The 15368-nt window shown below is 39.2% G+C and carries 15 protein-coding genes; 13 read left to right on the top strand and 2 right to left on the bottom strand.

Annotated features, from left to right (window positions below; genetic code table 11):
* The first annotated feature begins 115 nt into the window (after nt 1–115).
* From AC1DIV_RS06680 to AC1DIV_RS06705, 6 genes are all read left to right on the top strand, one after another.
* Nucleotides 116–538, top strand: a complete 423-nt coding sequence (locus AC1DIV_RS06680; protein ID WP_477576040.1) for a metallophosphoesterase — start codon at nt 116–118, stop codon at nt 536–538.
* Nucleotides 493–2127: a hypothetical protein gene (locus tag AC1DIV_RS06685; RefSeq protein ID WP_477576042.1), complete on the top strand. Its 1635-nt coding sequence runs from the start codon at nt 493–495 to the stop codon at nt 2125–2127. Before AC1DIV_RS06680 ends, AC1DIV_RS06685 begins: the two co-directional genes overlap by 46 nt.
* An 890-nt stretch (nt 2128–3017) precedes the next feature.
* Complete coding sequence (locus AC1DIV_RS06690) at nt 3018–4466, top strand: sensor histidine kinase (RefSeq protein WP_340876578.1); 1449 nt, start codon at nt 3018–3020, stop codon at nt 4464–4466.
* Nucleotides 4463–5149 carry a response regulator transcription factor gene (locus AC1DIV_RS06695; RefSeq protein WP_034307161.1) on the top strand — a complete coding sequence of 229 codons (687 nt, stop codon included), beginning with the start codon at nt 4463–4465 and terminating at the stop codon, nt 5147–5149. Before AC1DIV_RS06690 ends, AC1DIV_RS06695 begins: the two co-directional genes overlap by 4 nt.
* A gap of 267 nt (nt 5150–5416) precedes the next feature.
* Complete coding sequence (locus AC1DIV_RS06700; protein ID WP_323597198.1) at nt 5417–6118, top strand: ankyrin repeat domain-containing protein; 702 nt, start codon at nt 5417–5419, stop codon at nt 6116–6118.
* 84 nt (nt 6119–6202) lie between these two features.
* Nucleotides 6203–7162 carry a DUF4822 domain-containing protein gene (locus AC1DIV_RS06705; protein WP_477576044.1) on the top strand — a complete coding sequence of 320 codons (960 nt, stop codon included), beginning with the start codon at nt 6203–6205 and terminating at the stop codon, nt 7160–7162.
* Nucleotides 7163–7238: 76 nt separating this feature from the next.
* Here AC1DIV_RS06705 and AC1DIV_RS06710 read toward each other — a convergent pair whose 3' ends face one another.
* A complete protein-coding gene (locus AC1DIV_RS06710; RefSeq protein ID WP_328138344.1) occupies nt 7239–7370 on the bottom strand; it encodes a hypothetical protein in 132 nt (43 codons plus the stop codon).
* Nucleotides 7371–7455: 85 nt separating this feature from the next.
* On the opposite strand from AC1DIV_RS06710, the gene AC1DIV_RS06715 reads away from it, so the two are divergent.
* Nucleotides 7456–8094, top strand: coding sequence for an urease accessory protein UreH (locus AC1DIV_RS06715; RefSeq protein WP_340876576.1), 639 nt, complete (start codon nt 7456–7458; stop codon nt 8092–8094).
* 364 nt (nt 8095–8458) lie between these two features.
* On the opposite strand, the gene AC1DIV_RS06720 is transcribed toward AC1DIV_RS06715, so the two are convergent.
* On the bottom strand, nt 8459–9376 hold the full coding sequence (locus AC1DIV_RS06720; protein WP_477576046.1) for a DMT family transporter: 918 nt from the start codon (nt 9374–9376) through the stop codon (nt 8459–8461).
* Between the two features lie 391 nt (nt 9377–9767).
* Here AC1DIV_RS06720 and AC1DIV_RS06725 point away from each other — a divergent pair, with 391 nt between their 5' ends.
* The 6 genes from AC1DIV_RS06725 to AC1DIV_RS06750 are packed head-to-tail and all read left to right on the top strand — an operon-like array spanning nt 9768 to nt 15347.
* Complete coding sequence (locus tag AC1DIV_RS06725; protein WP_323597165.1) at nt 9768–10724, top strand: sugar kinase; 957 nt, start codon at nt 9768–9770, stop codon at nt 10722–10724.
* Between the two features lie 26 nt (nt 10725–10750).
* Entirely contained in the window at nt 10751–11761 is a 1011-nt protein-coding gene (allD, locus tag AC1DIV_RS06730) for an ureidoglycolate dehydrogenase (RefSeq protein WP_048679687.1), read from the top strand.
* 9 nt (nt 11762–11770) lie between these two features.
* Nucleotides 11771–12790 (top strand): zinc-binding alcohol dehydrogenase family protein, encoded by a 1020-nt coding sequence (locus AC1DIV_RS06735; protein ID WP_340876574.1) that lies wholly within the window; start codon nt 11771–11773, stop codon nt 12788–12790.
* A 14-nt stretch (nt 12791–12804) separates the two neighbouring features.
* Nucleotides 12805–13425, top strand: a complete 621-nt coding sequence (locus AC1DIV_RS06740; protein WP_048679678.1) for a bifunctional 2-keto-4-hydroxyglutarate aldolase/2-keto-3-deoxy-6-phosphogluconate aldolase — start codon at nt 12805–12807, stop codon at nt 13423–13425.
* A gap of 12 nt (nt 13426–13437) precedes the next feature.
* Nucleotides 13438–14514: a mannonate dehydratase gene (uxuA, locus tag AC1DIV_RS06745; RefSeq protein WP_054395679.1), complete on the top strand. Its 1077-nt coding sequence runs from the start codon at nt 13438–13440 to the stop codon at nt 14512–14514.
* Nucleotides 14511–15347, top strand: a complete 837-nt coding sequence (locus AC1DIV_RS06750) for an SDR family oxidoreductase (RefSeq protein WP_340876573.1) — start codon at nt 14511–14513, stop codon at nt 15345–15347. Before uxuA ends, AC1DIV_RS06750 begins: the two co-directional genes overlap by 4 nt.
* Nucleotides 15348–15368: the final 21 nt, after the last annotated feature.

Here is a 15368-nt window from a genome sequence, read left to right on the forward strand (position 1 = left end):
AAAGGTAGTATTAATTGGTAATTACCTAAAAATTTAAAAATGAGGAGGATATTTGTCTTTTTGCAAAATGATTACATAATGTATGGGGCTAAACGATAAGTAGGAGGAATTGATTTTGAAAGCGAAAAATAAATTTGCTGCAATGTTGACAGTTGTAACGGTAGGATTAACAACTTCATTATCAAGTGTACAAGCATTCTCGGAATCTTCAAATTCAGAAAATAAACGTAAACCGGAGCTCGTTTTTCCTGTAATCAGTGATGTACATATTGATGATGGATCAACTGCTGATATGAACAAGTTTAGAACAGCCATGGATCAATTAAACAAAGCTGCGCCTAAACAGGATGCTTTTGTTGTCGTTGGGGATTTAACGGACTATGGATACGCTACTGAATATGATAAGTTCTTCTCCAGGAAAAAGAGAATCCGGACCAACCAATCTTTGTTTTTCTTCATCAACACATTAAAGACACTGTATATGGAAGTGACTTGTGGGGGACTCAGGAAAACAAAGAACTTTTATATGATACATTAAAGAAACATCCACAAGTTATTACTTTTTCAGGCCATTCTCATTATCCACTTGAAGACCCCAGAACGATTCATCAAAAAGACTTTACGTCTGTTGGCACGTCTTCTGTAAGTTATTTGGAATTGGAACCGGGCAAACTTCAAGGGTTTCATCCAGAAGGATATCGTGATATTAGTCAAGGAATGATTGTAGAAGTTTATAATAATGAAGTTATCATTAAAAAACGTGACTTTCATAAAGACGATTGGACAGGAAAACCATGGGTAATAAAAAATCCTTCTAAAAAAAATAAATTTAAATATACAGACGACCGAGATCAGTTGCCACCGTCTTTTGCAGGTAAAGACAAGGCTTCGATTGTAAAAGAAAAATCGACACTAAGAAGTTTAAATGTGACATTTCCACAGGCAAAAGATAACTTGCTCGTACATTCTTATCACATAACGGCCAAAAACAAGGTAACAGGGGAACTAGACGCAGATTTCACCGCATTTTCTGAATTCTATCATGATCCTGTGCCAAAGAATTTAGAGTTCCCTGTAGCCGGACTTAAGCCAGGTACAGATTATGAAATTAAGGTACAAGCACTGGATTCATTTAACAATAGCAGTAAAAAGGTGTTACTGGCTGATGGTCAGACAAAAGCACTGGAAATGGTCTCTGTACAAGCTTCTCCTTCTTTAGTAACGACAGGTGAATCGACTACACTCCAAGTGAAGATGAAAAACTTTGGAAATGATAGTGTAAAAGGAAAAATTAAAGTTGATGCACCTGAAGGGTGGAGTGTGGAGCACAATGAACTTGAATATGAGCTCTCAGGATCTGAAGAAAAGAATTTGCCAATAAAAGCTATACCTAGTAAAGAAAGTTCCGGTTCTTCACAATTCACGATTACTGCTTACGAGGGAGGCCAAATAATTGGCTCCAAGAATATAAATATATTCGTCAACATGATGCTTGGAGAAAGTTTTGACCAATTGGACTCTGCATTAAAGCCAGCAGTGAATGAAAACATTCCAAGTTCCATTCTCGGTTGGAGCCATACAGCTCCTAACGGCTGGTCGGTTACAAATAGCTCGAATATGCCAGCTGGTACAGAGGAGTGGCAAGGGTGGAGCTTCACAACAAAGGAATTTTGGACAAAAGCGGAAGACCAAGATCGTAGCAAATTTGAACTTGGACAAGGTGTTATAGCAGTAGCGGATCCTGATGAATGGGATGATAACGGTTCACCAGCATCAAAAGGCTTTTTTGATAGTACATTAACTTCCCCTTCTGTAAAAGTTGAGGGTGCAAAAGATCTATACGTAGGATTTGCTTCTCACTATAAACAAGAAGGAACACAAACAGCTGAAGTAACTGCTGTCTTTGATAATGGGGAAAAACAACAAGTTCTCGTTTATGATAATAAAGCAGCTTCGGATAATAAAAATGGACATGTTTTGAATAAGTATGAAGTTAAATCGATTAAGGTTCCTGAAGATGCATCTTCTATGAAATTACAATGGAGAATGCATAATGCGAAAAATAATTGGTTTTGGTCGATTGACGATATTAGATTGGATGACCAAATGATCGTCTCGCCAAATTAATGAGAAGAACAGGTGAACTTTTCTTGAAATTTGTAAAAAGCGGACTTTCCTTAAGGGGAAGTTCGCTTTTTTCTATGTCTCACAAATCGGGACAAATAGTAAACTAATAAACCTTCATGATCTTTTCCGTGTGCTTGATAAAGGTTTCGCCTAATTAATTTCGTATCTAATGATAAATACTGAAGTGCAGCTATATATAATTCTTGGATAATTTATAAATAATATCATTATTATAAAAGGTGTTTAAAAAATATTTTAACAAAAAACAAGCTTAGACGGGACCCCGCTAGATGCTTGCGTCGAGGAAGCTTGATAGACAGTCGGCGAAAAGGCGCTAATTTCGTAAATCATCTGAAACTTTCATAAATTAAAAAACCACAGGTAAACTAAATAAAGACTTGGTTATACAGCATGATTTTTAATTGTTTAATACTGAAAACCCAATGGGATTGAAGAAATATGCGACACTCCTGCCGAAAAACTGGCTAGCCGAGACGGCGGAATGGGAGCGGATTTCTGAAATCAAGTTGTAACGTTTTCTCGCTCTTCATGGTTCTTATTATTTTATGAAACCTCAAAAAATTGAAGAAATATGCGTCACCTCTGCCTAATAATTGGCTATTCGATACCCCGCTAGATGTTTGCGGCGAGGAGGTTTGACAGACAGTAGGCGGTAAGGAAGCGGATTTTAGCATTTAGTTTTTCAAATAAAAAAATATAGATCTAAAATAGAATAGGATTTTTTCCAAGTATTTTAGAAAATTTTAAGATTTGTGTGATATGTTTTTTTAAGTTCTAAGAAAATTATTCATGGAAATGCAGGAACAGCAGATAAACGGTGAACTCTTCTATAAAAGAGAAAACGGGAGATCGATACGGGGTGAAAATATTTGTCAATAAAAATGAGGTTTCTGTTGTCCTATGTTGGCGTAATTCTTATTTCCATCACTTTATTTTTAGCAGCTGGATTTTTACTTATTTTTGCAATAACAGGTGATGTAAAATCGATAGAGCATCTATATAAAAACTCTTATCTCCAAAAACCTTTGACTGCAGCAGAAGAAAGTGTGTTTCTCGATTTAAAGCTTTTGGCAAAAAATAACCCTGAACAGCTTCTGAACGAAGAGCAGCTGAAGAATATTGAACATGTAGATATTGAGATTGTCGTTAGAAAAGTTAATGACATTGAGTATGCGTCCCCCGCACTTGATAAGCTAGGCTTGGTTCAATCACTTCCCATGTTCGAAGAAACGAACATCAATACACGGGACACAATCAAAATGAAAGACTCTTTTTTCACTTATGTGAAGTTTGATTTTTATTTTTCGGATAAAAGTGAAGGAAGCATTTTTGTCATGAGAAAGGCAAGTTCCTATGCCGAGCTGATTCGGGAGTCATTTCCCATTTTATTCGCCCTATTGTTATTACTGTTGGTAATGATTATTGGACTTTTAAATTATTTAGTTTCAAGAAGCATCATCAAACCTATCTCAATACTTAAAGAGGGAGCGGAGCGGATAAAATCAGGAGATTTAAACTTTGAAATCAAAGCGGCTTCGAATGATGAAATCGGACAATTGAATAGGGAATTTGAGGAAATGAGAAAAAAGTTAAAAGAGTCCGTAAACCTTCAGCTTCAGTATGAGGAAAATCGCAAAGAACTTCTTTCCAATATTTCTCATGATTTGAAGACACCCATCACTTCGATTATGGGATATGTTGAGGGGATAAAAGACGGAGTAGCAAACACCCCACAGAAAATGGATAAGTATTTATCTACGGTATACCTAAAAGCAAGGGATATGGATTCATTGATTGATGAATTGTTTTTATTTTCAAAGTTGGATTTAAAAAAGGAACTATTCACTTTTGAGACGGTCAGAATGGATAAATATTTGAAAGACTACGTAGAAGAGCTTCAACTGGATTTACTTCAACAAGGAATCCAAATTGAACTTCAACAGCTGAATAAACCGATATACGTGTCTGCGGATAGAGAGAAACTGAAACGCGTATTGGCCAACCTGATCAGCAATTGTGTAAAGTATATGAATAAAGATGAAAAACACATTTCCATTTCTCTGCATGAAGGACTATATGATGTAGTAGTACAAGTAACAGATAATGGCTATGGAATAGAATCTTCCGCTTTGCCTTATATTTTTAACCGCTTTTATCGGGCTGAGCAATCTAGGAATTCCCTGACAGGTGGAAGTGGTTTAGGACTTGCAATCGCAAAAAAAATTATCGACGAGCATGGAGGAGATATCTGGGCTACCAGTGAGATAGGAAAAGGTACAAGTGTATTCTTTTCCATAAAGAAAGGTGAGGAAATGTGAAAAAGATATTACTTATTGAAGACGAAGTCAGTATTGCTGAATTACAAAGAGACTATTTGGAAATTAGTGATTTTAGTGTCGATATTCAACACACTGGTGATGCAGGTCTCCAACAGGCCCTTCAAGGAAATTATCATTTAATCATTTTGGACATCATGCTTCCGGGGTTAAATGGCTTTGAGATATGCAAACAAATACGTGCTGTCAAAAATATTCCGATTTTGCTTGTATCTGCGAAAAAGGAAGATATTGATAAAATTCGGGGGCTTGGACTAGGAGCGGATGATTATATTACAAAGCCCTTTAGTCCAAGTGAACTAGTTGCAAGAGTGAAAGCGCACTTAGCGCGTTATGAACGTTTATCAGGAAGTCACCCCAAATCTAATTCAATCTATGTCCATGGAATTTCAATAGATAAGTCAGCACGCAGGGTTCACATAAACGGGGAGGTGGTCCCGTTTACAACAAAGGAATTCGATACTTTAGTGTTTTTTGTCATGCATCCTAATCAAGTATTAAGTAAAGAGCAGCTCTATGAAAATATTTGGGGATTGGAATCGGCTGCGGATGTTTCGACTGTCACTGTCCATATCAGGAAACTACGTGAAAAAATTGAAAGAAATCCTGCACATCCAAAATTTTTGGAAACTGTTTGGGGAGCGGGGTATCGCTTTAATGTTTAAATAGTATATTTTATGACCCGTCACGAAGGTGACGGGATTTTTTTATAAAACCTTAAGAAACTTTATGAATAAGTTAATCAATTTTTAAGAAATTTTTTAGAGGGAGTTTAAGATTAAGCACTAATATAATGGAGACGGATCGGTAACTAAAAAATATAAGGGAGAAAAATACTCATGCTACCTCAAACACATTTATAGCACAAGTCATTTTTGGTGCATCAAGATGACGGAAAATCCATTTGGGCAGATGAAAGGATGGTGTGTTTCATGTGGAGACGGCTAACGATTGTCATCGGATGCCTATTCATCCTTCAAGGGTGTGCCTTAGATAGCGAAAGAGAGCCAAATAAACAACATAAGGAGTCAGGAAAGGGAATGAATGAATTACTGATTCAAGCAGTAGAACGAAAAGAAACGGAGAGATTAAGGAGTTTGATTGAGGAAGGTGCAGATATTAATACACAGGACTCGGCAGGGCGAACCGCCACTATGATTGCGACTTATAACAACGATGCAGAGTCAGCAAAAATCCTTATTGAAGCGGGTGCAGACGTCAACATTCAAGATGACATGAAAAATAGCCCCTTCTTGTATGCCGGTGCTGAAGGTTATCTAGAAATACTTAAACTTGCGATTGAAGCAGGTGCCGACCCGTCCATAACCAACCGTTATGGAGGAACGGCTTTAATCCCTGCTTCGGAACATGGATATGTAGAGGTTATTAAAGAACTCCTAACTAAAACTGATATTAATGTGAATCATGTAAATGATCTTGGTTGGACAGCTTTGCTAGAAGCTATCATTTTGAATGATGGTGATGGAAAACAGCAGCGAACAGTGCAATTGTTAATAGATCATGGTGCAGGTGTCAACATTCCTGATAATAATAATATTACCCCTTTACAACATGCCCGCGAAAAAGGATTTAAAGAGATTGAACAAATTTTATTAACAGCAGGAGCAAAATAACCAGATTGCGATACTTTCAATTTGTAATGTCAATCGCACCGCTAATAAATTAAAATCACAATTAAGATATGAGGAGACGAAAAAATGAACAAAAAAGCAAAAATTTCATCATCTTTACTACTTGGATTAACATTGGCCCTAACAGGATGTAACACAAACGCACAAGACAGTCATAGTGCACTGGGGCAGGAACAAACTGCCAAAGAAAGTAAACAAGAAAATAAGTTAACAGCAGGCCAGGAATTGACTAAAATTCTTAGCGGCACGAATTGGCAAGGTACAAAAGTTTATGATAAGAATAATAATGACTTAACAAAGGAGAATGCTAACTTTATTGGTCTCGCAAAATATGACGATGAAACATCCAGATATGAATTTTTTGATAAAAATACAAAAGAAAGTCGTGGTGATAAGGGAACTTTCTTTATTACCAATGGGAAGATGCGAGTGTTAATTTCAGAATCGATGGGTTACCAGGCCGTTGTTGAAATAACAGAACTGAATAAGGATATGTTTACTTATAAAAGAATGGGTAAAGATGCTAATGGAAATGACGTAGAAGTGTTTGTTGAACATATTCCTTATACGGAAACAGAACTTTCCTTTACAGATCCAGACAAAAATTTGGAAACTTACACAGGGGACGTAGAAACAGATGTTGATGGAGATAAAATTTTATCAAGCACCCCATGGCAAGGAACAGTGGCATTGGATGAAAAGGGAAATGATGTATCAAGCTATAACTCGAATTATTTAGGTCTTGCAAAATATGATGATAAAACAAATAAGTATGAATTTTTTGATGCTAAAACCGGTGAGAGCCATGGTGATTACGGCTATTACGATGTTGTTCACGGAAATAAGATAAGAGCACATGTTTCACTAGGGGAAAATAAATATGGCGCAGTTCTTGAACTTACAGAGCTTAATGAAAATAAATTCACTTATAAACGAATCGGTAAAGATAAAGAGGGAAAAGATATAACGATAACAGTGGAACATATACCTTATGAAGGTGATTTGAAACTAAAATCAACTAAGTAAAATAGTAAGAAAGGGATTTTGCATGAATAGCAAAATCCCTTTCTTGATATAGTAATAGAGTGGTGGTTAGAGATGTTTAAGCGTTAAACCGTTCAACAGATGTTTCCAGGTCATTAGCGAGCTTTACCATTGAGGAGGTGGAGAAGGAAATGTCCTCCATGGATTTCGCTTGTTGATCGGTTGATTGTGCCACTTGCTTTGAAGCCACTGCCGTTTCCCTTGTCAACCCTGCAAAATCTTCTATCAAGGGTCTATGAAGAAGTTTGGAAGTGTCTCGGGGAGGTGGTAGAGAAATGAGTTTGGTGTCGATTCTTACATTAGGATTCCTATTGGGGATAAAGCATTCGTTAGAGCCGGATCATGTTATTGCCGTAGCAACCACGGCAGGAAATACGAAAAAATTATCGCGTTCCACTCTAACGGGGGTGTATTGGGGTATAGGTCATACATGTACGCTATTTCTTATAGGTATGATGTTCATTTGGATGAAAGGGGAGATTCCAGAGTCGTTAAGCATGACGCTGGAATTCGGCGTAGGTATTATGCTTGTTATGCTAGGGGCGAGAAGTTTATTTAAAGCGCGCCCTGATATTACGAACGACAAGGATAGATTTCACCCTTATTTGGTGTCTGCTTTAATTGGTTTCGTCCATGGTCTCGCGGGCAGTGCCGCAATGGTCATTCTAACGATGTCGACCGTAACCGGTATAGGCGAGGGATCTATCTATATCATTATATTTGGCACAGGGACAATTATTGGCATGCTGTGCTTTACAACTTTACTAGGCATACCGTTTGCTTTGAATGGAAAGGACATCGTTTTAAACCGAATCTTCATCAAGCTGGCGGGAGCTATAAGTTTTTCATTCGGACTTTATTATATATACAAATTGGGTGTAACAGAAGGTTTGTTTGCGCTCTGGACTAATTGATTTACTTTATAAGCATGACTGTAATCTCAGGCTGTCTGTAACCCATGGACAGTCTCTTTCATTTTTATTAATTCATCTAAGTAGACATTATGTCTTTTAGGAGGTTTCTCAGAAAGAAAAGGGCCACAACTGACAAAAAGGCTTGGCTTAATGGGAACACTTCAATGGACATGTCCAAGCAAATTCCTGGGTATATTGTAACGGAAATGAATCTCCAATTATTATTCTGCAAAAATTTGTAGTTGGAAGAAGGGATCGACAATAAAAATAAGACCCCATGACACTGCCATTTTTATAAGAATGGCAGTGTCGTAGGATCTGTTAATATGTTACAAGTCAAGAAATCTAGGTTCTGCTCCGGCCGTTAGGCAGATAAACGTTTATTTTTCCTTTGGAGAATCCATATTTCAATTGCACCGGAGCCAAGCAATACTCCTGAAACAATGAAGATAAGTCCAATGAAATGTGCAGGCACAAGGGCTTCATTAAGGAAAAATGCTGCACCTAACAAAGAGAATAAGGTGTTTAAGTTAAGAAATATGGATGATTCGGCTGCGCCTACCTTACCAATGGCATAATTATAGCTCATGTGCCCGAGGGCGGTGGCAAAAATAGCGGAGAAAAAGAAAGCTCCCCAGATGGATGGTGGTGCGGTTGCCAGGGAAGATAAGCCCTCTGGTTCCTTCCATAAGCTGATGGCAAAAAGAATAAAAGACCCGATCAGCATCATGTAGCCGGTTAGTAATCGTGGATCCATTGTTTTTGAGGCTTTATTAATGAGGATGAAACTCAATGCCTGTGAAAGAATGGAAAGCAAAATATCCACATCCCCAAGATTAATAGAATGAAGTCCTCCGCTTCCTGCCATAACGGTAAAACTCACACCCAGGGAACCGCATATAAAGCCAAGCAGCTTGATTAAAGTGGGTTTTTTTCGAAAGAAAATCATGGTCAAAATGACAGTCAATATTGGCCCCATGCCCAAAATCAATCCAGCATTCGAGGCGGAAGTCTTCGTCAATCCCTCAGCTAAAAAATAATGATGAAAAACGACACTTAAAAGTGCTCCTCCAAAAACGTAAAAAAGTTCACTTTTTTTAGGAAGGCGTATTAGTCCAAAGAAGAAAAGGATAATAATGACGATAAGCGAAGCAGTGAAAATTCTCATAGAAGTTATCGTTACGGGCTGCGTATGCGCAACTAAAATTTTAATAACTGAGACATTTAACCCCCATGTAATCATTATTCCGGTAAGTAAGATGTATATTTTAAAAAAACTCATTCCAAACAACCTTTCAAACTTATTTAACAATTGATATATTATACAACTTTCTCCAAATTAATAGCAAAGAGTAAATTTGATTGAAAAAAATCTGAAACTGTCAATCATTAAAAAAGAGGGAGGAAACAGTTCATGTCCGTTTTCCGAAATATGATTTTTTATCGTAAATTTAGCAGAAATATCACATGAAATAGTATCCAATAAAAATAAAATTACAAATTATCAAATTTTTCTATTGTTTTTGATAGGGTTTTCATTTACAATTTCCTTATGATTTACCAAACCGGTTTAGTAAAAAACTAAATCGATTTAGCTAATAAGCATAATGAAAGTGATATGATCAAATGTTTTTGTTTCCATTTGTGAATGTTTGAAAGAAGGAGGTACTGTATTGTCATCAAAATATGGTGTTTTAACGCTGGGCGACGCCATGATCACGCTAAATCCGGAAGAGACAGGACCTTTAAGATTCGTTAACCGTTTTGAACGAAAAGTAGGAGGCGCTGAACTGAATTTTGCGATTGGCTGTGCAAGGCTAGGCTTGCGGTCAAAATGGATAAGCCGTTTAGGCAAGGATGAGTTCGGTAAAGTTATTTATAATTTCGCTCGTGGGGAAGGCGTGGACATGAGTGATGTGGCCTATGTAAATGGATATCCAACATCTCTTAACTTTAAAGAAATTCGGGAAGATGGTTCCGGAAAGACATTTTATTACCGCTATCAATCTCCCATTTTAACTTTAAAGCCTGGAGATATAACAGAGAAGATGTTTGAAGGGATTGATATAGTCCACCTTACTGGAGTATTTTTGGCTATAGATCCGAAAAATGTCAACATTGCCAAGAGGGTAATGGAAATTGCAAAACAAAAAAATATACCTGTTTCTTTTGATCCGAATATCCGCTTAAAGTTATGGTCCATCGAGGAAGCAAGATCAGTTTACTATGATATTTTTCCATATGTTGATATTTTGCTTACAGGTTTAGATGAAATAAGATTGATCATCGGTACTGACTCAAAAGAATCTTTGGCTGAATTCGCGAAGGTGAATGCTATTGATCAGCTTGTCATTAAGGACGGGAAACAAGGTTCAAAACTATATACCAAAAGTGAATGGCATGAAAAAGAAGCTTTCCCTGTAATACCTGTAGATACAGTTGGTGCGGGAGATGGTTATGATGCCGGTTATATTTACGGATACCTTAATGGTTTATCAATTGATGAAAGCTTGGCATTCGCAAATGCTGTAGGAGCTCTTGTCACCACTGTTGCAGGGGACAATGAAGGATTACCATATTTGGATGAAGTAATGCCATTCATACAGAATGAGATTGTAATAGAAAGATAGTAGGCTGAAAGAAATGGGGAGAGAAAATGGCAACAGTAACGATACAAGCCGAGGAAGCAAAACGATTAGTTATACAGCAGCTGACCAAAGTGGGTTTGAATGAAGAAACTGCCGGGAAAATTGCGGAAGTATTGGTTCATGCTGATCTCAGAAATGTCAATTCCCATGGTGTTTTGCGAACAGAGCATTATGTGAACCGTTTACAGGCAGGGGGTATAAATCCCGAAGCCCAGATTTCCTTCCAAAAGACAGGGCCCGTTACCGGTGTAGTTGATGGAGATGATGGATTTGGGCATGTGATCAGCGACGTGGCTATGGACCATGCAATCGATATGGCGAGAGAAAATGGCGTGGGCATGGTGACTGTTTTTAATAGCAGCCATTGCGGAGCACTAAGCTATTTCGTTCAAAAAGCCGCTGATGCAAAGTTGATTGGCATCGCGATGTCACATACCGATAAAATTGTGGTCCCGTTCGGGGGAAAAACATCATTTCTTGGTACCAACCCAATCGCTTACGGAGTTCCTGCCAAAACGAAGAAACCCTATATTCTTGATATGGCAACATCCAATGTTGCATGGGGGAAAATTCTCCAGGCACGCGAAGAAGGAAAGGAAATCCCTGAAGGATGGGGTGTCGATGAAAATGGAGCTGCGGTCACGGATCCGAATAAAGTCGTTTCCCTTTCCACTTTCGGAGGCCCGAAAGGCTATGGTCTATCAGTAATTGTAGATGTGTTTTCTGGATTATTGGCCGGTGCGGCATTTGGCCCGCACATTGGGAAAATGTATGACGATCTTGATAAGAAACGAAAGCTGGGGCATTATTTTTGTGTAATTAATCCTTCATTCTTTACAGATACTGATATATTTTTAGAGCAAATGGATCAAATGATTGAAGAGCTGCAACAGGTTGAACCTGCTCCAGGGTTCGATCGCGTATATGTACCGGGTGAGATTGAACAAATCAATGAAGAAAAAAACCTGAAACAAGGTATTACGATAGCATCAAGTGTTTATGAATTTCTTACAAAGTAGGTGGGAGAAATGAAAGCGGTTCAAGTACGGAAAGCTCATGAACTTATCATACAAGAAGTGGAAAAACCACTGATTTCGAACTCGACGGATGTCCTTGTAAAAGTAAAAAGAGTCGGGATTTGTGGATCGGATATGCATATTTACCATGGTACGAATCCTCTTGCTACGCTGCCGCGAGTCGTCGGGCATGAAGTAGCGGGAGAAGTTGTGGAGATTGGACAAGGCGTCGTGGGCATAAAAGTTGGGGACCATGTTGTTATTGAGCCCATCAGTTACTGCGGGAAGTGTTACGCCTGCCGCAAAGGCCGCCAAAATGTTTGTGAAAAACTGTCCGTTTTTGGCGTACATGAAGATGGTGGTATGAGAGAATGGTTCGTCCTTCCCGAGAAACAATTACATGTTGTGGATTCCGCGTTAGCTTGGGAAGAAATAGTATTGGCTGAGCCATATACAATCGGCGCACAGGCCGTTTGGAGAGGCGAAGTGGAGGAAGGGGAAACAGTGCTTATCCAGGGAGCTGGGCCTATTGGGATTTGCATATTAAAGATGGCAAAGCTTCAAGGAGCATCAGTGATGATCACGGATTTAAGTGAGGAGCGTTTGGAATTCGCTAAAGAAAGCGGCGCCGATATCACCGTCCATGCGGGAAAAGAAGATGTTCAAAAACGAGTGGAAGAATGGACGAATGGAGAAGGTGCCAACGTCGTCATTGATGCAGTATGCTTGCCGATGACATTTGAATTGTCCTTTGATGTCGTATCAACGGCGGGCCGGATTGTCGTACTCGGTTTTGATGAACGGCCTGCATCGGTTTCCCAACTGCCAATCACCAAAAAGGAAGTATCGGTTAAAGGATCTAGGTTGCAAACCAATCAGTTCCCAAAAGTAGTTAAACTTTTAAATGAAGGAAAACTCAGACAAGAAGGTTTAATAACCCATACCTTTTCGCTGGATGATATCCAGGAAGCATTTAATTTTGTGGAAAATCATCCCGAACAAGTTCGAAAAGCGATCATCGTTTTTAATTAAAGGGGGGCAGGAGTATGGACAAACATTCAATCATTCATCGAATAAAGGAAACGAAAGTTGTAGCTGTTATCCGGGGACAGGATGCAAAGGAAGCGGCACAACTGTCTAAAGCAGCTGTGGAAGGCGGTGTTCGGGCAATAGAATTGACTTATACAACACCGGGAATTGAAGAGGCTTTCAAAGAACTGCAGAATACGGATGCACTCTTAGGAGCAGGATCGGTACTTGATTCTGAAACGGCTCGACATGCGATTTTAGCTGGTGCCAATTTTATCGTCAGTCCCTATTTTGTCAATGGAGTAGCCGAACTTTGTAATCGATACGGCATTCCCTATATGCCTGGTTGCATGACAATCAAAGAAATGGCTAAGGCAATGGAAGCAGGTTGTGATGTTTTGAAGTTATTTCCGGCAAACCATTTTGAACCTTCTTTCATCAAGTCGGTTAATGGTCCACTGCCTAATGTAAGAATCATGCCAACCGGCGGAATTAATTTGGATAACATGAAGGACTGGCTGAATGCAGGTGCGGTAGCAATCGGGATCGGCAGTGACTTGAACAAAGCCTATCAAAATGGCGGCTATGAAGCAGCAGTGGAATTAAGCGGAAAATATATGCAAAAGATTGCGGAATGACGGAGGTGCATGATGAACATTACATTTAGATGGTATGGGAAAGACAATGATACCGTTACATTGGAGCACATTAAACAGATTCCTGGTGTGAAAGGGATTGTATGGGCACTACACCAAAAACCTGTTGGTGAGGTATGGGAAAAGGAAGAAATTAAAGAAGAAATCGAATATATCCAATCATTTGGTTTTCACACGGATGTTGTAGAAAGTGTAAATGTCCATGAATCGATTAAATTGGGTAACGAAGACCGCATGATATATATTGAGAAATACAAAGAGACGATCCGAAATCTCTCGGAAGCTGGAGTGAAAGTCATTTGTTATAACTTCATGCCGATTTTTGATTGGACTCGTACGGAAATGTTCCATCCTTTGGAAGATGGCTCAACTGCCCTATTTTATGAAAAGGCGAAAGTGGATACGTTAGAACCGCAAGATTTGATTCGTACGGTGACGGAAGCTTCCGATTTAACTTTACCAGGTTGGGAACCAGAAAAGATGGATCGGATTTCTGAATTATTCGAAGCTTACAAAACTGTCGACGAAGAGCAACTATGGGCCAATCTTGAAATATTCCTTAAAGAAATATTACCTGTTGCCGAGGCTTGCGGCATTAAAATGGCTATTCATCCGGATGATCCGCCATGGTCCATTTTTGGCTTGCCAAGAATCATCACCGGAGAATCGAGCTATGAAAAACTGATCTCGATTTCGGACTCACCGTCGAATGCATTTACCATGTGTACTGGATCGATGGGGGCAAACCCTGAAAATGATATGGTCCAAGTGGCTAAAAAGTATGCAAATCGTTCGCCTTTCTCCCATATTCGAAATGTGAAGATTTATGAAAATGGTGACTTTGTGGAAACATCCCATCATACCCAGGATGGATCCATCAATATACAGGGCGTCGTGGAAGAATTGAATAAGCAGAATTATACTGGTTATGTCAGACCAGATCATGGCCGCCATATTTGGGGTGAAGATTGTCGCCCAGGTTACGGTTTATATGACCGAGCATTGGGCATCATGTATTTGCTCGGATTATGGGATGCATATGAAGCTGGTAAATCAGGTGGGAAATCATGATTCCCATCCATGAAAACTTATCGAACAGGGTGGCAGTGATCACTGGGGGCAGCGGTGTTTTATGTTCGAAAATGGCTGTGGAATTGGCCCGTCATGGTGTCAGGATAGCTATATTGAACAGAACGGCCGAAAAAGGGCAAGAAGTGGTCGAACTCATTGAACAAACAGGGGGCACTGCGATATCCATAGCAGCAGACGTATTGGATAGAGCCTCATTGGAGAATGCAAGAGGAAAAATAATAGAATCGTTCGGAAGAGTGGATCTATTAATAAATGGAGCGGGAGGCAATCATCCTGATGCCATTACAGCACCAGAGAAATATGGGGAAGAAGCGGAAGGGAAATCCTTTTTTGATTTAGATGAAAATGGTTTCTCCCAGGTTTTTGCCAGTAATTTCACCGGTACATTTTTGGCCAGTCAGGTTTTTGGGAAAGAGTTATTGCAAGTGGAAGCACCAATTATCGTAAATGTATCATCCATGAGTGCCTACGCTCCGATGACTAAAGTGCCAGCATACAGTGCGGCCAAAGCTTCGATAAATAATTTTACGATGTGGATGGCTGTACATTTTGCCGAAGCAGGTTTACGGGTGAATGCCATTGCTCCAGGATTCTTTTTGACGAAGCAAAATCGGGATCTTCTGCTTAATGAAGATGGCAGTCTGACAGCAAGGTCTAATAAAATCATTTCTTCAACACCCATGAAGCGTTTTGGGCAGCCTGAAGACTTACTTGGAACGTTGCTTTGGCTCGTTGATGAATCCTACTCGGGCTTTGTCACAGGAATTACGGTACCGGTCGATGGTGGTTTCATGGCATACTCCGGTGTCTGAATTCAGCTCCTATAAAAAGGC

This window comes from Peribacillus sp. 05N428, from assembly GCF_056397085.1.